This is a genomic window from Paenibacillus lautus NBRC 15380 (assembly GCF_004000945.1).
Lineage (GTDB): Bacteria > Bacillota > Bacilli > Paenibacillales > Paenibacillaceae > Paenibacillus_AQ > Paenibacillus_AQ lautus.
This window is the reverse complement of record NZ_BIMF01000007.1, coordinates 46151-69969: the sequence shown is the minus strand read 5'-3', so window position 1 is coordinate 69969 and position 23819 is coordinate 46151. Positions and strand designations below refer to the sequence as shown.

The 23819-nt window shown below is 48.8% G+C and carries 22 protein-coding genes; 7 read left to right on the top strand and 15 right to left on the bottom strand.

What is annotated here, in order from left to right:
- Positions 1-10: 10 nt before the first annotated feature.
- The 10 genes from PLA01S_RS14700 to PLA01S_RS14655 form a co-directional block, all read right to left on the bottom strand.
- Positions 11-1012, bottom strand: coding sequence for a proline racemase family protein (locus PLA01S_RS14700; protein WP_127592856.1), 1002 nt, complete (start codon positions 1010-1012; stop codon positions 11-13).
- Entirely contained in the window at positions 1009-2205 is a 1197-nt protein-coding gene (locus PLA01S_RS14695; protein ID WP_127592855.1) for an NAD(P)/FAD-dependent oxidoreductase, read from the bottom strand. Before PLA01S_RS14695 ends, PLA01S_RS14700 begins: the two co-directional genes overlap by 4 nt.
- 22 nt (positions 2206-2227) lie before the next feature.
- Complete coding sequence (locus PLA01S_RS14690) at positions 2228-3298, bottom strand: M24 family metallopeptidase (protein WP_127592854.1); 1071 nt, start codon at positions 3296-3298, stop codon at positions 2228-2230.
- A 117-nt stretch (positions 3299-3415) separates the two neighbouring features.
- Positions 3416-4246, bottom strand: a complete 831-nt coding sequence (locus PLA01S_RS14685) for a carbohydrate ABC transporter permease (RefSeq protein ID WP_127592853.1) — start codon at positions 4244-4246, stop codon at positions 3416-3418.
- Positions 4247-4252: 6 nt separating this feature from the next.
- The gene (locus PLA01S_RS14680) at positions 4253-5119 is read right to left on the bottom strand and encodes a carbohydrate ABC transporter permease (RefSeq protein WP_246059525.1); all 867 of its coding nucleotides are present in this window, start codon (positions 5117-5119) and stop codon (positions 4253-4255) included.
- Between the two features lie 99 nt (positions 5120-5218).
- Entirely contained in the window at positions 5219-6595 is a 1377-nt protein-coding gene (locus PLA01S_RS14675; RefSeq protein ID WP_127592852.1) for an ABC transporter substrate-binding protein, read from the bottom strand.
- Positions 6596-6694: 99 nt separating this feature from the next.
- Positions 6695-8500 carry a cache domain-containing sensor histidine kinase gene (locus PLA01S_RS14670; RefSeq protein WP_127592851.1) on the bottom strand — a complete coding sequence of 602 codons (1806 nt, stop codon included), beginning with the start codon at positions 8498-8500 and terminating at the stop codon, positions 6695-6697.
- Between the two features lie 34 nt (positions 8501-8534).
- Positions 8535-10052 carry a response regulator transcription factor gene (locus PLA01S_RS14665; RefSeq protein ID WP_127592850.1) on the bottom strand — a complete coding sequence of 506 codons (1518 nt, stop codon included), beginning with the start codon at positions 10050-10052 and terminating at the stop codon, positions 8535-8537.
- Positions 10053-10191: 139 nt separating this feature from the next.
- Entirely contained in the window at positions 10192-10737 is a 546-nt protein-coding gene (locus tag PLA01S_RS14660; protein ID WP_100537406.1) for a helix-turn-helix domain-containing protein, read from the bottom strand.
- Positions 10738-10906: 169 nt separating this feature from the next.
- Positions 10907-11791, bottom strand: coding sequence for a LysR family transcriptional regulator (locus PLA01S_RS14655; protein WP_127592849.1), 885 nt, complete (start codon positions 11789-11791; stop codon positions 10907-10909).
- A gap of 124 nt (positions 11792-11915) precedes the next feature.
- Here PLA01S_RS14655 and PLA01S_RS14650 point away from each other — a divergent pair, with 124 nt between their 5' ends.
- Entirely contained in the window at positions 11916-13397 is a 1482-nt protein-coding gene (locus PLA01S_RS14650; protein WP_127592848.1) for a carboxylesterase/lipase family protein, read from the top strand.
- Positions 13384-14157 (top strand): sulfite exporter TauE/SafE family protein, encoded by a 774-nt coding sequence (locus tag PLA01S_RS14645; RefSeq protein ID WP_127592847.1) that lies wholly within the window; start codon positions 13384-13386, stop codon positions 14155-14157. Before PLA01S_RS14650 ends, PLA01S_RS14645 begins: the two co-directional genes overlap by 14 nt.
- Positions 14158-14231: 74 nt before the next feature.
- Here PLA01S_RS14645 and PLA01S_RS14640 read toward each other — a convergent pair whose 3' ends face one another.
- Positions 14232-15149 (bottom strand): LysR family transcriptional regulator, encoded by a 918-nt coding sequence (locus tag PLA01S_RS14640; RefSeq protein WP_127592984.1) that lies wholly within the window; start codon positions 15147-15149, stop codon positions 14232-14234.
- Positions 15150-15292: 143 nt separating this feature from the next.
- Here PLA01S_RS14640 and PLA01S_RS14635 point away from each other — a divergent pair, with 143 nt between their 5' ends.
- Positions 15293-16312: an alpha/beta fold hydrolase gene (locus tag PLA01S_RS14635; protein ID WP_127592846.1), complete on the top strand. Its 1020-nt coding sequence runs from the start codon at positions 15293-15295 to the stop codon at positions 16310-16312.
- Positions 16313-16723: 411 nt separating this feature from the next.
- Here the strand turns inward: PLA01S_RS14635 and PLA01S_RS14625 are convergent, their stop codons facing one another.
- Positions 16724-17224 carry a DinB family protein gene (locus PLA01S_RS14625; RefSeq protein ID WP_127592845.1) on the bottom strand — a complete coding sequence of 167 codons (501 nt, stop codon included), beginning with the start codon at positions 17222-17224 and terminating at the stop codon, positions 16724-16726.
- A gap of 156 nt (positions 17225-17380) precedes the next feature.
- On the bottom strand, positions 17381-17689 hold the full coding sequence (locus PLA01S_RS14620) for a hypothetical protein (RefSeq protein WP_127592844.1): 309 nt from the start codon (positions 17687-17689) through the stop codon (positions 17381-17383).
- A 237-nt stretch (positions 17690-17926) separates the two neighbouring features.
- On the opposite strand from PLA01S_RS14620, the gene PLA01S_RS14615 reads away from it, so the two are divergent.
- The 4 genes from PLA01S_RS14615 (at position 17927) to PLA01S_RS14605 (ending at position 21207) form a co-directional block, all read left to right on the top strand.
- Positions 17927-18601, top strand: a complete 675-nt coding sequence (locus PLA01S_RS14615) for a response regulator transcription factor (RefSeq protein ID WP_127592843.1) — start codon at positions 17927-17929, stop codon at positions 18599-18601.
- Complete coding sequence (locus tag PLA01S_RS32530; RefSeq protein ID WP_246059524.1) at positions 18586-19263, top strand: HAMP domain-containing protein; 678 nt, start codon at positions 18586-18588, stop codon at positions 19261-19263. The genes PLA01S_RS14615 and PLA01S_RS32530 overlap by 16 nt, the downstream gene beginning before the upstream one ends.
- Entirely contained in the window at positions 19257-19667 is a 411-nt protein-coding gene (locus PLA01S_RS32525) for a sensor histidine kinase (RefSeq protein WP_246059521.1), read from the top strand. Before PLA01S_RS32530 ends, PLA01S_RS32525 begins: the two co-directional genes overlap by 7 nt.
- Before the next feature lie 61 nt (positions 19668-19728).
- Positions 19729-21207, top strand: a complete 1479-nt coding sequence (locus PLA01S_RS14605; RefSeq protein WP_127592842.1) for a serine hydrolase domain-containing protein — start codon at positions 19729-19731, stop codon at positions 21205-21207.
- 79 nt (positions 21208-21286) lie between these two features.
- On the opposite strand, the gene PLA01S_RS14600 is transcribed toward PLA01S_RS14605, so the two are convergent.
- Positions 21287-22516, bottom strand: a complete 1230-nt coding sequence (locus PLA01S_RS14600; protein WP_127592841.1) for a multidrug effflux MFS transporter — start codon at positions 22514-22516, stop codon at positions 21287-21289.
- Positions 22517-22674: 158 nt separating this feature from the next.
- Positions 22675-23724 carry an NAD(P)-dependent alcohol dehydrogenase gene (locus PLA01S_RS14595; protein WP_127592840.1) on the bottom strand — a complete coding sequence of 350 codons (1050 nt, stop codon included), beginning with the start codon at positions 23722-23724 and terminating at the stop codon, positions 22675-22677.
- Between the last annotated feature and the right edge of the window lie 95 nt (positions 23725-23819).

Sequence of the window (23819 nt, the reverse complement as noted above, 5' to 3'; positions counted from 1 at the left end):
GTACGATTCATTAGAGCAGGAAAAAGCCCTGGTTCAGCTGATCCTGATCCTGCAAAACAAACTGATGAAAGCCCGTGATCCATGCCGAACCGGATATTTCGGGGATGACCGCCGGCAAACCGCCCACCGTCGTTTCCTCCACAACCTTGGCCCGGAACAAGGAGCCCACAATGCTTTCATGCAGAAACTCCTCCCCCTTTTCAATCTCTCCCTTGGCGTATAGCACGGCGGCTTTCGCCGAGGTTCCCGTCCCGCAGGGAGAGCGGTCGATGCCTCCGGGAGGAACCACAACCGTATTCCGGCAGCGGGCCGACGGTGATTCGGGATCGCTGTAAAACTCAATATGGGTGAGCTCGCGAATAACGGGATTCTCGGGATGTACAACCTCCACCTCGCGATTGATCGCCTCCCGTATTTTTATCGCCAGCCGCACGATATCCGAGCCCCGGCCAGGAACCAGCGGCAGATGAAGCGAACGTGCATCCACAAGCCCGTAAAAATTGCCGCCGTATGCAATATCGACGGAAATTTCGCCGAGCTTCTCCACGTGAACCCGGACATCTTGCTTGTATAAAAAAGAAGCGACATTCGTGAACGAAACCTGCTTCACCTTGCCGTTCTCCACCATTAGCCTTGCTTCAACAAGTCCCGCCGGAGTATCCAGCTTGATGACGCTTTTGCTCTCGGGATAAATTCCTCCCTCGACCAGCGCGGTGCATAAACCGATCGTGTCGTGACCGCACATCGGCAAATATCCACCGCTTTCTATGAAAACAACCCCGATATCGGCTCTTCTGTCGCACGGGGGTGTCAGAATGCAGCCGGACATCACTTCATGTCCCCGCGGCTCCAGCATCAGAGCCTGGCGAAAATGATCGTAATGCTCAGACATATACACCATCTTCTCGGTCATCGTTCGACCGATTAGCTCCGGCGCTCCGCTTGTCACGGTCCGGGTCGGGTTTCCCCCCGTGTGTGTGTCGACTGTGCTCACCAGCTTGGATATTCTCACAAGATGACCTCCTGACGAACCGTCCCGCGGTGGAAACGGTCATAACGCAGCGGCTCTACCGGAATGCAGGTCGCTGCTCCGCTCAGCATTTCACTGATCGTTTTCCCCGTGACGGCGGCCAAACTGACGCCGTCGCCTTCATGTCCAGCCGCAATATAGAATCCGGGGATTTCATCAACGTGGGAAACAATCGGTAGATGATCCGGGGTCCAGGGCCGCAATCCCGCGTAGGTTCGAAGCAGCGGAATCTGCTCCAAGACAGGAAAGAAGCGGATCGCCCTTTCAGCGATGAGCCGAATGACCTCCTGATCCACGCGGGCGTCCATCCCTGCAAATTGGCGGCTCGAGCCGATCAGGAAATTTTGCGAGGCGGTCGGTTCAAAAACGAGCGCGATCCCGTACTGCTCAAATTTCGGATCAACGCTGCGCTTCCCGCCAAATTTGCTGATCAGATAGCCGAATTCCATCACCTTCCGTTTCCCGATGCTCTCCCATCGGGAAGCTACCAGGATATGCCCTTTGCGGGGCTCGATCGGAATATCGAGTCCGATCATTCGTCCAATATGCTTCGACCATACTCCAGCGGCATTGATGACGGTATTCGTGCGAATCGTACCGCCGGCTGTCTCCACGCCGCGGATTCTCCCGCCCGCATCAAGCAAAATCGCCGTGACGGGTGTATGCACCCGAAGCCTGGCCCCATATCGGCGGGCGGCGGATGCCAGCGAGTAGGTGAGCAAAACCGGATTCACCGTAGAATCCGTAGCGCATTCCAGGCCCCCCAACAGATCTTCGGCCATATGGGGCCACTCGCCGCGCAGATCCTTATGGTCGAGCATGCGGAAGGGAAGGCCTGCCTCCCGTTGACGTAAAACCCAGTTTTCCGCTGCAAGCATCTCCTCTTCCGTCTCGCAAACAAGGATGCTACCAGGGGCCCGATACTCAAATTCCTCGTCGAGGTCCTGTGCCCATTCCGCCACCAGCTCCTGTGATTTTAAGGACATCTGGCTGTCGAAGCCCGGATCCTTGTCAATCGCCAAAATGTTGCCGTCGCATTTGGAGGAGGTTCCCCCTGCGATTTCACCGCGCTCTACTACCATCACGTCCATTCCCGCTTTCGCCGTATAGTAAGCGATGGACATGCCGATAATCCCGCCGCCGATCACGACAACTTCCGCAGATTCAGCATTCATGGATGGATCCCATCCCTCCCCTCTATAAAACGATCAGCTCTTTGTTCGATGTTGTCAGTACTTCAATGCCGGTTTCTGTAACCAAAATGTCGTCCTCGATGCGAACGCCTCCGTAATCAGGAAGATAGATGCCGGGCTCAACCGTCAAAATCATCCCTGGCTCAAGTGGCTCTTCCGTTTGTTGAGAGAGCCGCATAGGCTCATGAATCTCCAAACCGAAGGCGTGGCCGAGACCATGGCCGAAATATTCTCCGTATCCGCGGTTGGAAATATAATCCCTGGCCAGCGAGTCTCCTTCCTTCCCGGTCATTCCCGGTTTTAGCCCCTCCAGGGTAGACCGGTTGGCTTCCAGCACAATCCGGTAAATCTCCCGGTGACGTTCCGTCGGTTTGCCGATAAAAACCGTCCGCGTCAAATCGGAGCAGTATCCTTCAACATTCGCCCCAAAATCAAGGGTCACGAATTCATTCAAGCCCAACAGCTTGTCGCTGGCTATTCCGTGCGGCAGCGCCGAGCGTACGCCGGAAGCGATGATGGCGGGGTACGCCGACGAGACCGCGCCGTTTTTGCGCATGAAATATTCCAGTTCCGCTGCCACCCCCCTTTCGGATACGCCAGGCTTCATAAAACCCAAAATAAACTCAAAGGCCTTTTCCGTAATTTCGATCGCTTTTCGGATACAACGCTGCTCCTCTTCGTCCTTGATACCTCGCAGCTTTTCGATGACTGGCCCGGTTGGCAAGAGTTCGATGCCCCCAAACGTCCGCTCATACGATTCATAGTCCGCGTAGGAAACCTGATGTTGTTCGAACCCCAATTTCTTGACGCCGACCTCGTTCAATTTCTCACGGATCAGCTCAAGCGGCTGGCCCCCATGCTGCACTACCTCAAATGCCTTGGCCTGCTGCTCCGCTTGGCGGGTGTATCGGAAATCGGTTACCAGCCACGCCTGACTCTGTGTAATGACCGCCCAACCCGCGGTACCCGTAAAGCCGGTAACATATCTCCGGTTAAACGGGCTGGAAATCAACAACGCGTCTATTTCCTTCCGCTCGAGCGCTTCCCTTGCCTTTTTAAGTCGTTGAGACTCCATATTCTTCACACTCCCTCCGCATTGTGACAAATCGAATTTCATTGTTTTCCAGAACTTAATGAAATTACATTGAATTATATTCAACTTTGTTGATCTATAGGTATGCAAACACCCGCATCATCCTTTTATTCCGGTCAACGTAATCCCCTCGATAAAATAACGCTGACCTATGAAAAACACCACGATGACCGGCAGAATCACCACGGTCGAAGCTGCCATCAGCAGATGCCACTGCGCGCTGTGAAGAGACTGGAACATTTGCAGGCCAAGCGCCAGCGTGAACTTTCTCTCCTCATTTAAGTACACCAGCGGTCCCATAAAATCGTTCCAGGAATTCATAAAGGAAAACAAACCGATCACGATAAGGGGCGGTCTGGACAAAGGAATAATAATCCGGGAGAAAATGGTCCACGGGCCGGCTCCATCCACATAAGCCGCTTCGTCCATATCTTTAGGTATCGTGGAATAAAACTGCCTCAGCAGGAAGATATCAAAGGCTGAGCCGAACCATACCGGCAAAATTAACGGCACATAGGTGTTAATCAGATCGGCAAACCTCCAGCCGATAAAGGTGGGAATCAAAGTAACGGCGCCGGGAAGCATCATGCTGGCTAGCAGCAAGCTGAAGAACAGTTTCCTTCCCGGCCAATCCAGCCTGGCGTAGCTGTAAGCACCGATCGAACTGCTGAAGAGCGCTCCAAACAAGCAGCTGAGGGTAATGATCAGCGTGTTGCGGAAGAACCGGACAAAGTCAATGGTTGTCAGCGCCTCGACATAATTTTGAAGTCGAAACGGCGAAGGGATCCACTTCGGCGGCATCTCAAAAATCTGCAGTGAATTCATCATCGAACTGCGCACCAGCCAAAACAGCGGCAGCAAACAGAAGGCAGCTCCCACAACGAGGACCGAGTAAACGATAATCTGCGAAATACGGCGGCTTCTTTTCACAGGGAGCTACACCTCGCTTTCGTAAAATACCCAGGACTTCGACGTCCGGAAGAAAATCACAGTGACCAAAAGGATGATGATAAAAAGAATCCACGCAATGGCCGAAGCTTGCCCCATTTCGCCAAACTGAAAGGCCTGTCGGTAAATGTAATAGTTATAAAACAAGCTGGCGTTATTGGGACCTCCCTGCGTCATAATCAACGCCTCGGTAAACACCTGAAAAGCTCCGATCGACCCCATGATCAAATTAAAGAAAATAATTGGCGTCATCATGGGAATCGTAATATGCCGGAATTTCCGGATGGCGCCGGCGCCATCCACGATGGCCGCCTCGTACAAGGATCTTGGCACCCCTTGCAGGCCCGCCAAGAAGATGATGATGGTGCTCCCCATTCCCCATAGGCTCATCAAGACAATCGAAGGCACTACGGTTTCTTCGGAATACAGCCAGTCGAGTGTGGGCAGATTCAGCGCTTCTAGAAAGCTGTTGAACAATCCTAGATCAGGACTAAACAACCATAGCCAGATCATCGAGGAGGCGACTGCAGGTACGATGGACGGCAAATAAAAGATCGTGCGGAAAACGGATTTGCCTCGGATAAATCCCATGTTCAGTAAAAATGCTGCGATGAAAGAGAATACCAGCCCCAGTGGAACACGGAGGATCACATATTTGAAGGTGACCCATAACGAGTTGTAAAAATAGGGATCCGTTCCGTCAAAGAGCCGAGTATAATTGGTGAATCCGATAAATTTAGGCGTGTTGACAATGCGGTAATCCGTAAAACTGAGCAGCAAGCTGGCGATCATTGGCAGCATGACAAACAACATCAGCCCCAAGATGCTGGGTAGGGCAAACAGGATGCCTGCCATTGCAATCCGGCGTTTGTGCAGAATATGAATCCCCCCTATCTTAATTAACTATCGTTAAGGTCTAACAGGCCGTGATTTAAAGCGGCTTTTAGTAAAGAATCACCTACCGTAATATCCCTCGATCAGCGGCAGTACTTTGGGCTCCACGCCTCTTAACGCTTCTTCCGCGCTTTGTTTGCCCGTCCACACCAAATCAAGGGCGGGTGTGACGAGCGCGTTGATTTTATCCAGGTTCTTTACTTCAAATCCCGGGGTGCGGATGCCGTTTTCAATGGTTTGCTTCATAAAAGCTTCCGTGTAGCCTTCCGGATGCGCTTTGTTCCCTGCCGCCCATTTGTTGATCTTCTCGGGATTCGTGTACCACTCTTTCTTCAGCGGCATCCATAACCCGCCTTCGATCAGCGGCAGCACCGATTCGGGATCCGCCATGTATTTATACAGCAGCCATGCCTCTTCAGGGTGCTTGGTTGATTTGAAAATGACCGTCGGCGCGCCATCAAGCAGCGTGTTGCTTACCTTAAGCTTCGGCAGTACCCCGACACCGAGATTAAAGTCCTGCTCTGCAAAGGCTTGAAGAGCCCAGTTGCCAGACACCGTCATGGCGACTTTTTTCGTCTGCAGCGCCGTGTCCGGCAGGTTTTTGGTCTGCAGCGGGGTAGGGGAAACATGATGAACATACATCAGATCTGCAAGCTTTTGAATCGCTTCGATTGCCTCCGGCTGGGCAAGCCCAAAACCTTTGCCGTCTTCGGTCAGAAAGTTGCCGCCATTGGAGACTACCGCCGCCATCATGTTATAAGGGTCGTACTGAAGGCCGAACTGCCTGATTTTGTCCGGATTAAAATTCGGATCCAGCGCATTTCTTCCTTGGTCATCCAGCGTTAATTTTTTGGCGTATTCCACAAACGTGTCCCAATCCCATGCTTTATCCGCCTCCGTCGGAGGCAGTTCGACTCCCGCTTCCTGCAGCAATTGTTTGTTGTACATTAGACCATAGCCTTCGACGGCGGTGCTCATCCCGATGGTATTGCCTGGATCAATTTCATACCATACCTGGTCCAGGTAGTCCTCTTTGTTAAAATCAGGGTCGTTCTCCATAAGCGGCGTGAGGTTCAACAGTTTCCCGTCACGCCCCCAGCTCAAAGCCGCTCCCGATGACAAATAACCGAGATCCGGTGCCACATTACCTGCCACCATCGTAGTCAATTTTGTCAAATAATCAGCCGGAACATGCATAGGCTCCACCTGGATGCCGGTTTCCTTCTCGAAGCGTTCAAGCGCTTCTGTAACCGTTTTCTTTTCAATCGTGTCTCCCCAAAAGGAAAATTTAAGCGTAACCGTCTCCTCCTTGCCTTGGCCTTCCTTGCCAACTTGCCCTTCTGAAGCTCCTCCGCTGTCCGAACAGCCTGCCAGCAATACGCTGATGGCCAAAGCTGACGATAAAACCGCTCCTGCAAGACGTTTGGCTATGTTCATCTACTCACCCTCCATTCATTGGCTGATCGTTCATATATTTATTGTAAAAAAGAGCCGTCCCGAAAAAAATTCTAACATTTTTGTATTGGTGGAGAATTTTCAGTTGTTCGATATAGGCAGGTTGATGTTTACGATGGTGCCCTCTCCTTCAGCCGAAGTCAGGGTGATCCCATAAGCGTCCCCATAAATGAGTTTGATTCTTTTATCCACATTTCGGATGCCGATGGAATCGCCTTCGAGCTTGACCAGTTGTTCTAATTTGCCGGGTGGGATGCCCGTGCCGTTATCCTCCACCGTAAACTTGCGCGCCTCGCCAGCCATCCATCCCCGAATGGCAATCCTTCCCCCGCTGTGCAGACGGGAAAATCCGTGGACGATCGCGTTCTCGACAAACGGTTGCAGGAAGAGCTTGGGGACACGGTAAGCATAGAGCTCAGGAGCGATGTCATACTCGACGGTAAACCGGTCCTCGAAACGCTGATTCGTGATGAATATGTAATGTTTCAGCCAGTTCAGTTCCTCGGCCAAATCACCGGTGTCCTGGCTGTTCTCGGAGGTATAATGCAGCATGGAGGACAAGCTGACAATCATGCGGCTTAATTCTCTTTGGTTGTTTTCAAGCGCCGTCCAATTCATGATGTTCAGGGTGTTGTATAAAAAATGAGGATTCAGCTGTATGTTCAGCGACATGATCTCGGTTTCTTTTTCTCGCAGCTTGACTTTGTAGTTCTCTTCAATCAAATTATTGATCTTGACGTTCATTTGATTAAATTTGTGGATTAACAGCCCCATCTCGTTGTAGGATTCCACCGGTATTCGGGTATCAAATTCACCTTCGCCCGTCTTTTTGATCGCCTGAAGGAGTTGATGAATGGGCCTGATAACGGAATTGGCAAAAATAAACGCAAGCAGGAGCGAAAAAAGCAGGAGGGCGACAGCCAAGTATAAAGTGTAGGATTTAATCTCCGGCAAAAAAGCGGCCGCCAACGCTTCGGGCGATATGGTGACACCCGATATCCAGCCCGTTACCTCCGATGTATCAAAACAAACGATGAGCGGCTTCCCATCCTGCGTAACCGTCAGGGTCCCGCTCTTCATTTCTGCCATTTCGTCAAGCCAACCGGGATCGACGCCCGTATCTCCCTGCTCGATGGTCGTGCCCGCCACGGGCTTTCCGTCCGGGCTGACAATAAAAAAAGAAGCTCCTGTGGAAGGGAGCGTGTCAGCGAAGCGGGAATGATAGATTTCCGGATGATAAACAATCGCCAGCACCGGGAGTTCAGCCTTGCCCTCTAGTTCGATGACTTCGCCGTTGTTGATGTTGAACAGCTTCAGCAAGCGGACACCCGCCAGCAGGCGGTCATATTCGGGAGGCTTGGAGCGGCTGATATCCTGCTTAAACATCTGATCAAACGAGAAGGTAGGCACCCACTGCATGGCACCGTCCCCCTGTAGTGCAGCCTGGTATAAAGCCGTTTGGTTAAAATTCTCATATGGGATAAAAGCGGAGGCGCCCGTTGGGCCAATGTTGGAATAACTGGTCATGAGGTGGATGGAATAGATTTGCTCCAAATCCGTAAAGTATTTGTTTAACGCGCGGCTGACCTTTTTCTCCATCGTGATCATGCTGTATTCGTCATGCGGATTTGCATGCAAATACTGCTCATACAACGTTTGCTCTGCGATGATGGCCAGGCTGCTTTCTTCTACCCGCGCAAGCTCCGTGTCCATGATTTCATTGTTTTGTTTGACGATGGAATAAAGATTTTGCCGGGCAAATTCGGAGACAAACTCTCTGCTGGAGTTAAAATATTTCCAGCTCAGGATGCCAAGAGGTATCGAAACAATGAGGGCATAGGTTAAAAAAAGCTGAAACCTGTAGCTGAGATCTTTTAAGCGCGGCAATAAACAACGTCCTCTCAAATGACATCCCTTCCTTTTAGCGAGTAGCGGATAAATGGCGATATTCTTCCGGGCTTGTGCCAAATTCTTTGCGAAACAGTCGAATGAAGTACTTTACATCCTTATACCCTACGCACTCGGCAATCTGGTAAACCTTTTGAGAAGTTTGCAGCAGCAGGCCTGCGGCCGCTTTCATTCTAGTATGTGTGATGTACTGATGGACGGTCATGCGGGTATGCGTTTTGAACAGCATACAAAAATACGAGGCATTAAAATGAAATTTTACCGCCAGTGTGCTTAGTGACAAATCACCTTCACTATAGTGCGCATCAATATAGGCTTTGCAGCTGTCGATAATGGACCCGGCATTGTACTGCCGCCGTTGTTCCAGGCGATCCGTCAGCTCGAAGATCCATTGCCGGGCCGCCTTAACTAATTCATCAACGGTATGGCAATGCAGCAAAGCTTCCTCGTAGACGGCGCTATGTAAGGGTGCGAGCCCTTTCTCCATTAGGAGAGAGGTGGCTTGATGGATAGAGGCCGCGAGAAAGTATTTCAATTTTTCCGGCTCGGGATAACCGCTGCCGACGGCCTGGTGAACAGCCGAATCCAGACAGGCTTCGATTTCCGGCTTATTTCCGGATAGTACCGCTTTGGTTAATCCACTGAATTCAAGCTTCACGACGGCCGGACGATCTTCGTTATCCAGTGGCTTGGCTTCATACACCGCCCCTCCGCCTTTATAAAATCTTGTTTTGAGTGCGTGACAGGCCTGCTGGTAAGCTTGTTTGGCTTCCTGTCTCCATTCTGTAAAATAACGGCCCATGCCAAACGTTAGTTCCGCCCCGTATTCACGCTGGAAGAGTTGAATGACCTCCTGCAGCTTCGAGTTCAAACCGGGAACAACCATGGAGGGAGGATCGGAGCTTATCATCAAGACGGCAAGCATTTTGTCCTGTAAGCAAAAAGCGCAGGAAAACCCCAATTCCTCGATCATCGGCAGCAGTATCCCTTTAAGTCCGCTCAGCAGAAGTTTGTGATCTTTCGCCTCGCCAAAAACAGCGGTGAGCACGATACCGCGCTTAAATTCCGGGAACGTGCTCTCCAGTAACCGATAATCCTCGTCGGACGGACATCCCTCCAACATCTCGGAAAGCGAGAATTCGACGGACGCAAGGCGTACAGCGCTTGCTCTGCGCTCCGCTTTTGCAAGCAGCGGCAGAATGTTTTGTTCCTCAACTGGTTTCAGCACATAATCGCTTGCTCCCAACTGGATGGCACGTTGCGCATAAACAAAATCGGAATAAGCGCTCATAATAATGATGCTTTCATTCCCTCCGCGGCGGGTCAGGCGCTCCATCAATTCCAGGCCGTCCATCACAGGCATCTGAATGTCCGTAAAGACCAGATCCATCCGCTGAAGCTCCATGCTGTGCAGAGCTTCCGCCCCGTCTCTGGCATGAAAAATGTTATACTCCGGTTTCAGAGCCTTCAGCATCCGTGACATTCCTTTTCTGTGCTTCGGCTCGTCATCCACAACCAAAATGTTTAACATGATCCATCCCCCTTGTACTGTGATGAAAAAAAGCCCACGCGGAAATCAAGTAAATGGGAAGTTTGAACTGCCATCGTTTACATGAGTCCTGCATGGGCTTCATTAACATTGCATGATATTTATTTAAAATCACCCTCTCCTAAGCATTGGAGTTGGAGCAAAACACCGACAGATACTTGACCTCATCGGTAACCAGTGTATATGAATGGTTTTCAACCGAATCGAAGTACAGGCTGTCACCGGCATTTAACGTGTACTCTTCTTTCCCTACGTAATAAATCATCGTGCCTTCCAGCACATAAATAAATTCCTGCCCGACATGTGAATATGTCCTTTTGCCTGTTTTCCCTTTCTTTGCAACAAAATAAAACGGCTGCATTAATTTCTCCGGCCGTTCGGCCGCAATCGCGGAAAACGAATACCCTTTATCCGTCTGAACCATTTTCCCTTCACTTCTAGCTTTCGGTGTATATACCGTTCCATTCAAATCGCTGTCGTCCAGCAAAATCGAAATTTTGGTTCCAAGCGTTTCGGCAATCTTGATGAGCGTTCCGATGGGAGGCACCGTCTTCCCATTTTCGATTTTGGACAACAAGCTCTTGGTGAATCCGCAAGCCTTTGCGATGTCATCCAGGCTCCGGTTTTGCTCCTTTCGAAGCCTTCGGATTTTGCTCCCCAATTCCATACGATTATTCTCCTAGTAAAAATAATGTCATTCAACATAGTTTAATAAAATGAAACAACATTAAATTAAAATTGTCAATAAAAATTAACAAATATGCCTAGACAATTTAACATACCTGTGATTTTCAAAAAGGCCGAGATGGCCATGAGAAAGCCCGAGGAATCCTCAACTATCCATGCGACCTACCCAATCTTGCAAAGTAGTTCACTACAAAATCGCGAAACTGCACTGCAGTATGGGTTATATAGCGGTCCTGAGGCCAAGATAGAGCAATCGAGCGATTGCACCAGTTTTCTTCTAGTCGCAGCAAGACGACTTCAGATCCGTTGGAACCGCCCCAAGTAATAGATGGAAAAAAAGCAACACCTTGACCCGCGCGAATCAACCCGCGGACTGTGGCAGGGTCATCGCTCTCATATCGGATTTTCGGAGTAAACCCCGCAAGACGACAAAATGCATCGGTCGTCTCTCGTAACGATTTGCCCGGAGGAAGCATAATAAAACTCTCATCCTTAAGCTCCCTTATTCCAATATGTCCGCGGTTAGCAAGTTGGTGCGTTGTGGGAACTGCAACGTAAATGTCCTCCTTAAGCAAAGAAACAGACGTGGTCCCCTGTGGAAGTGAAACAGCATCGGAAAGGCAAAGATCAAATTTTGTTACTCCGGTATATGATTCGGAATGCTGAAGAAGATGGAATTCAGCGTGGGGACATTCCTTGCGGAAATCGGCCAATAAATCTGGTAGTAGGTGGGATGAAACACGAACGTCCAGAGCAATGTAAGGTCCAGCCGCACCGACTAGATCTTGCAGCTGCAGTTTACCATCTTCAATCGCTTTCAAGGCGATATCCACTTGATGAAGAAACAACGCGCCATGATGATTCAAACGTATCCGTTTGGGCTCACGGTCAAAAAGCTTGGTGCCCAGCTCAGCCTCGAGGGAAGCGATCATTTTGCTAAGTGCTGGCTGAGAAATATGTAAGTAGTCTGCTGCTTTCGTAAAATGCTGCATTCGAGCCGCGGTCTGGAAATATTTTAGCTGAAGCAGTTCCATTTCTGTTCCTCGCTTCCTATGATACATAACTACTAGGTTATGTATATTATGAATTAACATATATTATAGCTCATGCTGAAAACAAGTTATACTAATTCAAACCATATGATAGGAGATGACTTCTTTGATCGTACAAACGGATGCCGGGAAAGTTGCAGGTGTGCTATGTAAAGGCGCCCACGTATTCTGGGGCATACCTTATGCGGCTCCAGCAAACGGAAATCGCAGATTTAAGCCTCCTGCACCTCCACTCCCATGGTCAGGTATAAAAGACTGCCGGCATGTCGGAACGATTGCCCCACAAAACGCTGGAGGGCAGAGTTCAAGTACAACTCTTGTTCAGTCAGAGGATTGTTTACATTTGAACGTGTGGACCTCTGGCTCTGACAAAGAGCTAAAGCCAGTGCTGGTGTTCATTCATGGCGGTGGGTTCATATCCGGAAGCGGAGCAGACAGTGACGGTTCCCGGTATGTGGTGGAAGACGGGCTGGTTTACGTATCCATTAATTATCGTCTTGGGGTGCTAGGTTTTCTCCACCTAGAGGACATTCTTGGTGAAGAGTACAAGACTTCGGGGAACAACGGCATGCTTGATATTGTATTTGCGCTGGAGTGGGTTCAACGGAATATCTCCGCCTTCGGCGGTGATCCGGAACGTGTTACTGTCAGCGGGGCTTCAGCCGGTGCCAAATGTACCGCTTCGCTGTATGTGATGGAGGCTGCGCAAGGGTTATTTTGCCGAGCAATTGCTCAGAGTGGTGCCACTCAAGCGATAAGGGATCAAAGCACTGCAAACGTGACAACACTTCGGATACTTGAAAAGTTGGGCTTGTCTAGTGAACCTGGGCGGTTGTTGAAGCTTCCTTTTGAGCAATTAATTGAGGCACAGTCCGCCGTTGGATGCGGTACCTCGCGCAGTCTGCATATGTTCGGGCCAGTAGCAGATGGGCGCATCATACCCTTGAAACCACTCTCAAAATTGGCTGATCGTGAGAAGATGCCGCCAATGCTGATTGGAACAAACGAAGATGAGTCTACTATTTTCATCCACAACGATATTGAGCTTCAATCTCCAAACCCAGTAACACTGGAACGATTCTTCGGGAGAAATGCTTCAACTATATGGGCGACGTATCTAAGTTATTCCGAAACGATGTCAGATGCAGATGCATGGCGCACGATATTAACCGAACATTTATATGCGGTTGGAGCCATCCAGTTCGCGAATGCACTGGCATCCTCGGGAACCCCTGTATGGATGTATCGTCTACGCAGCGGCGGTGTCCTGGGAGCGACGCATGGATATGAAAGCAGTCTCATTCATTTTGCAAATTCATCGCACCCGGTTCCTGTCCATCTGACCAATGATCCCCACACCATACCAACTGAACAATATGAACTGGCAAGGAACATGCGTAAATCCTGGGTAACCTTTATTCGTCATGGGAATCCAAATTCAGACGCATTACCCGTTTGGCCAACTTATAATAATGAATGTAGTACTATGGTGCTGGACAAAGTCAGTTACGTCCAAGAGAATATGCCTCAGCCTGCAGGTATAGGTGTTCACCATCAAGTATGGAGAATTTTAGATGCAGATGATTAACATTACGCTTGTGATGGTATTGCTTGGCCTTCTCTTAGGCTTTGTTGGCGCTGGGGGCTCTGGTTTCATTATCTCCATATTAACGGTCGTTTTCGGTTACCCCATACATTTAGCGTTAGGAACGGCATTAGCGGCGATGTTTTTCTCCTCTCTTTCCGGTTCGGTCAGCCATTATCGTGAGGGGAATATGATATTGAAGACAGGTATTATTGTCGGTTTAGCCGGAGCAGCGGGCGCATGGCTCAGCTCAGGCTGGTCATCATTCATTCCGGAGAGCTGGTTGGGCCTGATGACCTCCGTGATGCTTTTTGCATCAGGGATTGCCTTGTGGCTAAGAATGCTGCTCGCCCCCAGTGGCCCGAGTGCTTCAGTGGACATGACACCGGCTATCGCCAAAGGGATGCGATATTGGTCATACGCGATACTAATCGGTCTTGTTACCGGGATCTTGTCTGGACTGTTCGGCATTGGCTCCACGCCCTTCATCCAGTTGGGACTTATGCTGCTGCTGGGTATGCCCATGCGTTATGCTGCAGGTACAACCATGTTGATTATCATCCCAACTGCACTGGCAGGTGGAGCAGGCTATTTTAAGATAGGTTATCTGGATGTACATCTGCTAATTGCAGTTGTGATTGGAACCATGTCAGGTTCATACGTAGGGGCAAAATTCACAAAACGTGTTCCTGTGGGTTGGCTTAAAACAAGCATGGTTATCACCCCGATGATTGGAGCAGCAATATTACTGCTGAATGTATAATATGAAGAGTTACTTTCTCTACGCTAGTTTAGCGACCTTCGAATGGTACCTTGTCTCGCAACAGCTAGAATAGACTAAACGGATTTAATCTCTTTATTCTCCTCTTCCACAGCAATAACCTCCCTTGCTGCTTCTATGAAAGATAATATGACGGGTGAAAGCCACTTGTCTTTATGCCATAACATCTGTGTATACACGTGCAAGTCCGGAATTTGCCATGGAAGAGCAACAAGTTCGCCCCGTTCCACTTCGGCTTCCGCGACGACTTCAGGAAGAAAGGCAATACCGATTCCCGTAATTGCACATTGTTTAATGGCTTCGGCACTTTGAAACTCTAAATACGTAATACTATCAATGCCCTCTTTCTCAAATGACCGGTCAAACATCGTTCGATAGGGACAACCCTTTTCATTCGTCAGGAACACTTCACCGTGAAAATCATCCAACTGCAGCACAGTTCGTTTTGAGAGCGGATGGTCAGGAGCGGCGAAGAAGCGGAACGTTTCTTCCAGCAACGGCTCCACAGCAAGTGTGCTTGAGCGAATGGGTTCGTCCAACATAAAGACGACATCCGCGGTTCCCTCAAATAGCGTTTGCTTCAGCTCCTGATTGGGAACGGAGCGGAAGATCAGACGCACTCCAGGATAGCGCGAACGAAATAGGCGAAAGACAACCGGAAGCCGATAGGCGCAAAGAACCTCGTTGGCACTGATCGTTAGAGTGCCGGTTAAGTTTTCGTTGTCATGGACGACGCTGCGAGCTTCGTCCAATTGGTTTAACACGCCTTCGATATGAGTCAAAAAGCGTTTACCCGCAGTTGTGAGAACGAGCTGTTTGCCCAAGCGGTCAAAGAGACGAACACCAAGCTCATCCTCCAATGCTTTCATTTGCATCGTGACGTTGGAGGGGACATAATTCAGCACTTCCGCAGCCCGACTGAAATTTAAAGTTGATGCAACCGTGCGGAACGTGTTCAGTTGGCGCAATTCCATCATTCCATCTCCCTTTACTTTCAAAATTATTGAACATAGCTTTGAAATTCATTCACTTTTATTGAGAGTAACACGGAACTATACTAACAACAAGAAATACATTCTAAATATATGGTTTCATTTTGAAGGGAGCAAACAACACGATGGATTATGAGATTTTTGATTTGGGTGACGTAACCTTGCAATCAGGAGTGACGTTACCAAGCGCTTTTCTTGCTTATAAGACTTATGGAAGATTGAATGAACAGAAAGATAATGTCATCGTCTATCCAACGGCTTTTGGCGACCAGCATGTTCAGAATGAATGGTTGATTGGAAACGGCATGGCACTGGATCCGGAAGAATATTTCATTATCGTTCCTAATCTGCTGGGCAACGGATTATCTTCGTCTCCCACGAATACGCCGCCTCCTTTTGACAGGGCTAACTTTCCGCAGGTAACTATCTATGACAACGTTAATTTCCAGCATCGGCTGGTGACCGAAAAATTCGGTATTCAAAAGATCGCTCTCGTCGTTGGATGGTCCATGGGAGGCATCCAGGCATTCCAATGGGGGGCAAGTTACCCCGATATGGTGGAACGAATTGCTCCTTTTGGGGGCATTGCCAAGCCTTGGCCCCATACATTTGTGGTTCTGGACAGTATGAAAGCTTCGCTGCTGGCTGCGGTAGGCTTCGATTCAAGTAAACTAAACCAGCTGACTTCTTCAGACATGCGCGCCGTTGGCCGGGTCTATGCGGGATGGGGAGTATCACATGCGTTTTATAGAGAGGAACGTTATCGTGAGCTGGGATTTGACTCCCTGGAGGATTTTGTGGCTGGTGTTTGGGAAGACAGCTTTATGAAGATGGATCCGCATAATGTCCTGACCATGTTATGGACAGGCCAACATGCAGATATTAGTGCAAACCCCTCTTATAACGGAGATTTCGATAAGGCGCTTAAGAGCATTAAAGCTCTTGCCTGCATCATGCCGGGGAGCACGGATCTCTTCTGCACTGCGGATGATAACGAATACGAGGCTAAGCTTATGCCTAATGCTGAGTTCAATCCTATCGAGTCAATCTGGGGCCATTTTTCCGGCCGCGGAATCAACAGTGCCGATAATAAATTTATTGATGACAACCTAAAACGCTTGTTGGGTCTTAGTACAAACGGATAGATCATTATTTGCACTGGAATTAGAAAAGACCATCCTACATGGTTATGAAATCATTCAGCTTCTTTCACCAAGGATCTTGTAACTTATACTCCTTACTATTCAAAATTTGCACTATACTCATCTTCTAATTCACAGAAAAGGCGGTGCAGCTAAATGCTGCGCCGCCTAGATTTGAGTTGTCACCGTCTGGCGTTCGCAACATTACAACTTCCTCTTTAACGTCTTGAAGCCCTATTATCCGCTCCACCCACTCGCCTTTACATCAATTGTTGCGCTATCTCCCAAATATGTCCGCCCGCCTCTTCATAAAACGACTTCGAAGCATGCAAATCCTCGACAAACAAAGTAATGACATTTACACTGTAGGACCCTAAGGAAGTCATTTCTACACCTCATCTCGTTTTTTATGTATCAGACAAAGAGTCCTCCTAAGCGATCATCGGCAGGAGGGGGATTGCCTAGATGTTTTGCCATCGATACGATTTGACCTTTGTGATGAAATTCGTGTGTCACAGCATGGGTTAACAGCAGCAGAGGAGTAGGTCTCCTTGGGTAACCCTGCCATTCATCACCTTGCTCAATAGGTTCAAAACAGCGATCGTAATACGCTTTCAAAAATCGTTGCACGATTTCGTCTACTTCCATAAATCTGTCACGGACATCCTTCACATCTGCATGTTCAATCTCGTGTACAGAAGTTTCCTTGTGTTCACTGATCTTCTTAAATGCGAAGGATCCCAGCCAGAACCGATAAGAATCTGCAACATGAAATTGGGTCCGTAGGATCGTTCCGTGACCAAACTCGGGAATTGTTTGATGTAATACATGAGAGGGGATCTCTTCCAAAAACGAAAACAAGGTTTCCCTAGCGGATTTGATCCAATCGTATTGTTGCTGCAAGATTTCAAGCATTCAAATCCCCCCTCTAACTTTAGATTAAATGATGACTTCCCTCTTTCGCTTATCCTAACACAATGTAAGTAGTACGATTTCTTATCCATTGCTATTCAAGCCAAGCAAGGTACTGTCTACACTTTCCGCTAGCTGACATCCTAAGCACCTTAAGAATTACCCTTCCACGATGTCTGCCCGTAAATCAGTTGCAATTTCGATCATGAGGGGCACAAGCTCTTGATGGGAGACGGCTACATACAACTCCCCCATATAGAGTCTGAATGGAATCAAGGCTTCTCCATGTTTCCATACAAAGAAATCCCCTTCTATAGACATGGAGCTCTCCTCCCCTTTCACAGTCAGCACCGTCTGATAAGTAAAATCAGCTTTGGATGAAAAATATGGTTGGCATTCTTCCAATGAAATCTCCTGATCGTTAGAGTTTGGTTGCATGGATCTCGTAATCCGAAAACGTTGATTCATAAATATCCTCCAGAAATAAAATAACTTGTATCTTCGATTACTTTAATCGTTTAGCACTTCTCTACGGTGGAGGTATCGAAGCCCCACCGACTCAGCCAATACTATTCATACCACGATTGGTTAACCTCGTCTACACTGCCACTGACTTTCCATGCTTTCAATTAAAATCCGATTGGTATGCCGGATCATCTTTGATATGCTGAAATCAAACACATGAAAACTGGAGATGAAGCATGAATGCATAAGATACTAATCGTGGACGATGAAGCGGATCTTCGAAAGCTGCTGACCGATTACTTTGAAATCAACGGCTATTTCGTCATGACGGCCAAGGACAGCCGGGAGGCTCTGCGAAAAGTAGAACTTGGTCCCGATCTCGTTTTGCTCGATATCAACATGCCAGAGCAGAACGGCCTTGAACTATGCGAAAGAATCAGAGGTTTTGTCTCGTGCCCGATCTTATTTTTGACCGCTCGAATCGAAGATGCGGATAAAATAGCCGGCTTTCGGGCAGGCGGCGATGACTATATCCTAAAACCTTTCAGTATTCGCGAGCTCGGCGCCAGGCTCGAAGCGCATTTGCGCAGGGAACAGCGAATCCTAACCAAAGCCTCGGTGAGGTTTAATCACGATTTAGTCATTAACTATACGGCCCGCGAGCTCTATTTCCAGGATAAACGAATTCCTCTGGCAAAAAAAGAGTTCGACATTATCGAGCTGCTGTCTATGAATTCCGGCATGGTGTTCGAGAAGGAGCGCATGTACGAAAAAATTTGGGGACTGGACGAAGAAGGCGATAGCAGCGTCATCGCAGAGCATATTCGGCGAATTCGCTCCAAATTCAAGGAATACGGCTGCGACGATCGAATCGAGACGGTTTGGGGAGTTGGATACAAATGGCCAAACTCGTGAATAGGCTGCTGCTAAAAAGACTTAACTTGCTGCACTCCTTCATCCTGTTATGCATTCTCACGCTCTTGGCCGTACTGGCCATCATCACCGTGGAGTTCGCCTGGGCGGAGAACCTGCGGGGGCGTTTTGGAGAGACCAATTGGATTCTGCCCTCCCTCGTCGCGGCGGTGCTGCTGACCGTAGCCGCCGGAATTGTCACTATGTCCGTTCTATTTTACAGATGGAAACTTAAACGACCGCTGGAGATTCTGAAGCAAGCATCCGAGAAGATTTCGGCCAATGATCTAGGCTTCAGCATCTCCTATGACAGCCGGGACGAGATGGGCGAGCTGATCGCCATATTTGAAAATATGCGATCACAATTGGAAAAAAATTTAAAAGCGCTCTGGCGTTCGGTTGAGGAGCGCAAGCAGCTCAATGCTATTTTTGCCCATGATCTGAGGACGCCGCTGTCTGTGCTGAAAGGATACGCCGAGTTTCTCGCGACCTATTTTCCCGAGAAGAAATTGTCAGAAGCAAAGGTGCTGGACCTGATCCATACCATGAACCTTCACATCGTTCGCCTGGAGAACTATGCGGAGGCCATGAACTCGATTCAAAAGCTGGAGGATGTCCCGGTGCATCGCGTCGGATGGACATCCTCCCTTTCACGGCTATGTTGAACAATAGTGCTGAACAAATTGTTAGACAATTCGACAAAAGCTTCGCCTTTTCCATTGAAAACGCTAATGCTGAAATCAACCTGGATGCCCATGTCGTCATGCAGGTATTCGAGAACCTGGTGGCCAATGCGGCGCGATACGCAACCCATCAGGTGAACGCTCGCTATGTCATTCGGGGTGACTCTATGCATATTACCGTCACGGACGACGGACACGGTTTCTCGGAGGAAGCCCTGGACAAGGCTGCGCTCCCTTTTTACCGCGGGGACATGTGGGATGCCACCGAACATCGTGGGCTAGGACTATATGTTTGCAAGGTGCTTAGCGAAATACATGATGGGAGCTTGCAGGTCGAAAATGGACCTCATGGCGGTGGATGTGTGACGGCAAGTTTTGGATTGTAGTTGATAAATAGTTGAACATTATCCGATAGCATTTCCTTATCTTGATTGAAGGGGTGCTATGATGCCGAACACTAAACAAAGATTGTTCATCGTATTTACCTGCTTGCTGCTGTTATGGACCGCGATGGCAAAGTCCGTATCCGCCTTGGAAGTCCGAGACCGCACGGAAATTTGGCGGGAGATCGACGAATACATGAGTCAGAGCTTGAAGGCCAACCATATCGAAGGTGCGTCCTTGGCGATTTCCCTAAACGAAGAGGCCTTCTACACTAAAGGCTATGGTACATTTGCAGATAGCAAAAGCATAACGGGCGAAACACCTTTTCCCATTGCTTCGCTTAGCAAGTCCTTTACCGCATTAGCCGTACTGCAGTTGGTGGATAGAGGCAGGATTGATCTGGATGAGACTTACGTTTCCTATTTTCCCGAACTTTCGCCGCGGGATCCCCGAGTTCATGACATTACGGTTCGGCATTTATTGAATCAGACCAGCGGTCTGACTGATAGTACAAATCCCGATATGACGAGGACTCCGCAATTCCAATCACTGCCTGAGGCAAACCGGTTATTAAACGAGGTTGAACTCGCCCATAAACCTGGAACAACTTACAGCTACCATAATCCTAATTACGTGCTGTTGGCGAACCTCGTGGAAAGCATCAGTGATGAGCGTTTTTCAGATTACTTGAATCGTCATATTTTTAAACCCCTGGGGATGAACCATACCTACAGTGTCAGCACGACGCATCAAATCAATCGGAATGAAGCTATCCCACCAGGTCATTACTCAATTCTAGGCCGCTCCGTGAGTCGCTCAGAGCCGCTGTGGTTTATTGATGGTCCTGCAGGCATCGTTTCAACCGCGGAAGACATGTCCAAGTGGATGATTGCCCAATATAGCGGCCACCTTCTTTCCCCGGCGCTGAGGAATCAATTTCATTCAGCCGGAGAGACTTCGCCGTACGGCATGGGATGGCTCGCAGACCAAGACGAATCACGCGGCCGTACAATCTCTCACAGCGGCATTTTCTGGACGTATAAGTCGGAAGAAACGGTGTATTTGGACGAGCAGATGGGGATTACGGTGATGTTTAATTCGGGATTGAACGCATTTGTGAATTACTCGGAAGTCATCGATGGGATCGCGGCTATTATGAGGGGAGATCAGCCCGAAATCTCTTTTCTTAACGACCGAAACATGGCAATGATCATGATGACGCTGATTCTCGCAACGCTTGTCTGGGGTGCCTATGCTTATGTTCGTATCCGTCGGAGGAAGAAACGCCTTACGACCGGTATGTTTATTCTGATCATGGTCGTTAGGCTGATTCCGGCCCTTATCCTCTTGTCTCTCCCCCCATTGCTGACGTTTATCGGCGGAGGGCGCGTGCTGCCTTGGTCCGGTCTTTGGACTACCCTGTCGTCACCTATTATATGGCTTGTTGTATGGTCGCTTGTCAATTTCGTGCATGTGGCTTGCTACTATAACAACTATACTCAATACACAAGGAATGGCCAATTGAAAGCTAACAACCCATAATGCCTCAAAGTTCACCATCATACCGATTGAAGAAAAAGGCAGCGCATCAACTGCCTTTTTAAATCGTTCACCTTTACATTTACGTATGAGATTCAGAGCTAGTTTTACCGCCGGATAATTTTTGTCTCCCTTGAATCAGGAAGAGATAGGCAGCAATAGATAATAAACTGGTAGAAAAGATGACAATTCCAAAAGGAATCGCAGAGTTTTCTCCCGCAATTCCCACAAGCGGAGACGTCACGGCACCTAACGCGAATTGTAAGGAGCCGAGCACGGCGGAAGCGCTGCCTGCAATATGCCCCTGCGACTCCATGGCTAACGTAAAAGAGATAGGCCCTATGACCCCAATGGAAAAAGCAAATAAGAAGATCGAAATAAACATGGCAGACAGTGCTCCATGTACCAATACGACGAACAAGATTGCCGCAGAAGATAGAAACGCTATAATTAACCCGATCCTAAATAGTCGGCTTTCTGTTACCCGGCCTGCAAGAAGTTTAACGAATTGAGATCCCGAAATAATAGCAAGTCCATTCAACGCAAAGAGGATCGAGAACATTTGCGGCGACACGCCGTACATGTTTTGATAGATAAATGGGGTGCCCGCAACATAGGCGAAGACACCTGCGAACAAGATGCCATTGACAATAGCATATCCCATAAACGACCGCTCTCGGAACAAGCTGTTATAATTTTTGACCAACGACCGGGGATTGCTTGGTACCCGCTGCTGTACAGGTAAGCTTTCCTTTAACCCTCCTATGGTTATCGCCGTTAATGCTATGCCTAGCGCCCCTAAAAATATAAATACGGCTATCCATGAGCTGTTGGACATAACCGCACTTCCGAGCGTCGGCGAAATTAACGGAGCCACATTGCTTATCATCGTTAAGAGCGCGATAAACTTCGTCATTTCAACCCCGCTAAACCCGTCTCGAACAATAGCTCGCGAAATAACGAGCCCTGCCGATGCAGCAACCCCTTGAATAAATCTTAAACATATGAACCACTCTATGCTCGGTGCAAAAGCGCATCCGATCGAGGACAGGATATACAATATCATGGAAGTCAGCAAAGGCGGACGTCTTCCATAAATGTCACTTAGCGGCCCCATGATCAACTGTCCTAATCCCAAACCTAACAGGCTGGTGGTTAAACTCGCTTGAACCGCCGCTGCGCTTGTTCCAAAAAAAACAGCGATTTGCGGAAGCGATGCAAGATACATATCAACCGTAAATGGCCCTAATGCCGAAAATGCTGCCAAGATCAGGGCAAATCCGAGAGAATTCTTTTTGGTCTTATATTTCATTCCTCTATCTCCTATAACTGATTGATTGTTCTCTTTAAAATAACGCATTTGCTTTAGGTGTTATCGCATTTATTCGTACGCACGACCAACTCTTCTCATCCAATCTGAAGGGCACACCACTCGGCGTGCCCTTCATTATTTTGGAATGCAATGAATTCTTATTCGTTCTCCATTGTGCTGATATCGATGACAAATCGATACCGGACATCCGAAGCAAGTACGCGTTCCCAAGCCTCATCAATCTGATTGGCGGAGATAACCTCGATCTCAGGCGTAATGTGGTGTTCGGCGCAGAAATCCAGCATTTCCTGTGTTTCTCGAATACCGCCGATTGCCGATCCAGCAAACGACCGACGATGCGGGATAAGAGAGAACACTTGAACAGGCAATGCCTCCGGCGGTGCACCGACGTTCACCAAGGTACCGTCCACTGCCAGCAGTGACAGGTAGGCATTCAAATCGATCTTGGCGCTCACCGTATTCACGATGAGATCAAACGTACCGGCTAGCTTCTTAAATGTCTCCGGATCGTTGGTGGCATAATAATGGTCCGCGCCTAACTTCAAGCCGTCTTCTTTCTTCTTCAAGGTTTGAGAAACAACCGTTACTTCTGCTCCCATGGCATGAGCAAGCTTCACAGCCATGTGTCCGAGGCCGCCAAGTCCAACAACCGCGATTCTTTTGCCAGGACCAGCACCCCAATGGCGCAGCGGCGAGTACGTTGTGATCCCAGCACATAAAAGCGGTGCGGCGGCATCAAGATCAATGCCGTCAGGAATTCGGACCACGAAATCTTCCGTTACGACGATGTGGGTGGAATAACCACCCTGTGTATATTTTCCATATCTATCGATAGCTGCGTAGGTACCCGTATGTCCATGAAGACAATATTGCTCCTCACCTCTTTGGCAGCTCTCGCACTCACCGCAGGAATCAACCATGCACCCAACCCCTACTCTGTCACCAACCGTATACTTTGTGACTTCCGGACCAACCTGGGTGACAATGCCGGCGATTTCATGTCCTGGAACGAGTGGATATTGGACCGGCCCCCAGTCCCCGCGAGCGGTATGGATGTCAGAGTGGCAAATACCGGCGTACTTGATCTCAATGAGGACATCATGCGGCTTAAGATCCCTACGCTCAATCGTGGTTAGTTTGAACGGACCTTCCGGACCGAACACAGCACGTGCATTAGCATTCATCATGTATAACCTCCAGGTAATATCATTTTTATTTGGGAATCGTCGTAATCCACAGAGAGTGGTTAAACAAAATAAGTTGTTTAATCAACTTGTGTCTA

Bases quoted from the DNA above. Each gene is read 5' to 3' on its own strand.
- PLA01S_RS14695 (WP_127592855.1), bottom strand. From the start codon at position 2,205: ATGAATGCTGAATCTGCGGAAGTTGTCGTGATCGGCGGCGGGATTATC.
- PLA01S_RS14690 (WP_127592854.1), bottom strand. From the start codon at position 3,298: ATGGAGTCTCAACGACTTAAAAAGGCAAGGGAAGCGCTCGAGCGGAAG.
- PLA01S_RS14680 (WP_246059525.1), bottom strand. From the start codon at position 5,119: ATGGCAGGCATCCTGTTTGCCCTACCCAGCATCTTGGGGCTGATGTTG.
- PLA01S_RS14675 (WP_127592852.1), bottom strand. From the start codon at position 6,595: ATGAACATAGCCAAACGTCTTGCAGGAGCGGTTTTATCGTCAGCTTTG.
- PLA01S_RS14665 (WP_127592850.1), bottom strand. From the start codon at position 10,052: ATGTTAAACATTTTGGTTGTGGATGACGAGCCGAAGCACAGAAAAGGA.
- PLA01S_RS14660 (WP_100537406.1), bottom strand. From the start codon at position 10,737: ATGGAATTGGGGAGCAAAATCCGAAGGCTTCGAAAGGAGCAAAACCGG.
- PLA01S_RS14655 (WP_127592849.1), bottom strand. From the start codon at position 11,791: ATGGAACTGCTTCAGCTAAAATATTTCCAGACCGCGGCTCGAATGCAG.
- PLA01S_RS14645 (WP_127592847.1), top strand. From the start codon at position 13,384: ATGCAGATGATTAACATTACGCTTGTGATGGTATTGCTTGGCCTTCTC.
- PLA01S_RS14640 (WP_127592984.1), bottom strand. From the start codon at position 15,149: ATGGAATTGCGCCAACTGAACACGTTCCGCACGGTTGCATCAACTTTA.
- PLA01S_RS14635 (WP_127592846.1), top strand. From the start codon at position 15,293: ATGGATTATGAGATTTTTGATTTGGGTGACGTAACCTTGCAATCAGGA.
- PLA01S_RS14625 (WP_127592845.1), bottom strand. From the start codon at position 17,224: ATGCTTGAAATCTTGCAGCAACAATACGATTGGATCAAATCCGCTAGG.
- PLA01S_RS14620 (WP_127592844.1), bottom strand. From the start codon at position 17,689: ATGAATCAACGTTTTCGGATTACGAGATCCATGCAACCAAACTCTAAC.
- PLA01S_RS14615 (WP_127592843.1), top strand. From the start codon at position 17,927: ATGCATAAGATACTAATCGTGGACGATGAAGCGGATCTTCGAAAGCTG.
- PLA01S_RS32530 (WP_246059524.1), top strand. From the start codon at position 18,586: ATGGCCAAACTCGTGAATAGGCTGCTGCTAAAAAGACTTAACTTGCTG.
- PLA01S_RS32525 (WP_246059521.1), top strand. From the start codon at position 19,257: ATGTTGAACAATAGTGCTGAACAAATTGTTAGACAATTCGACAAAAGC.
- PLA01S_RS14605 (WP_127592842.1), top strand. From the start codon at position 19,729: ATGCCGAACACTAAACAAAGATTGTTCATCGTATTTACCTGCTTGCTG.
- PLA01S_RS14600 (WP_127592841.1), bottom strand. From the start codon at position 22,516: ATGAAATATAAGACCAAAAAGAATTCTCTCGGATTTGCCCTGATCTTG.
- PLA01S_RS14595 (WP_127592840.1), bottom strand. From the start codon at position 23,724: ATGATGAATGCTAATGCACGTGCTGTGTTCGGTCCGGAAGGTCCGTTC.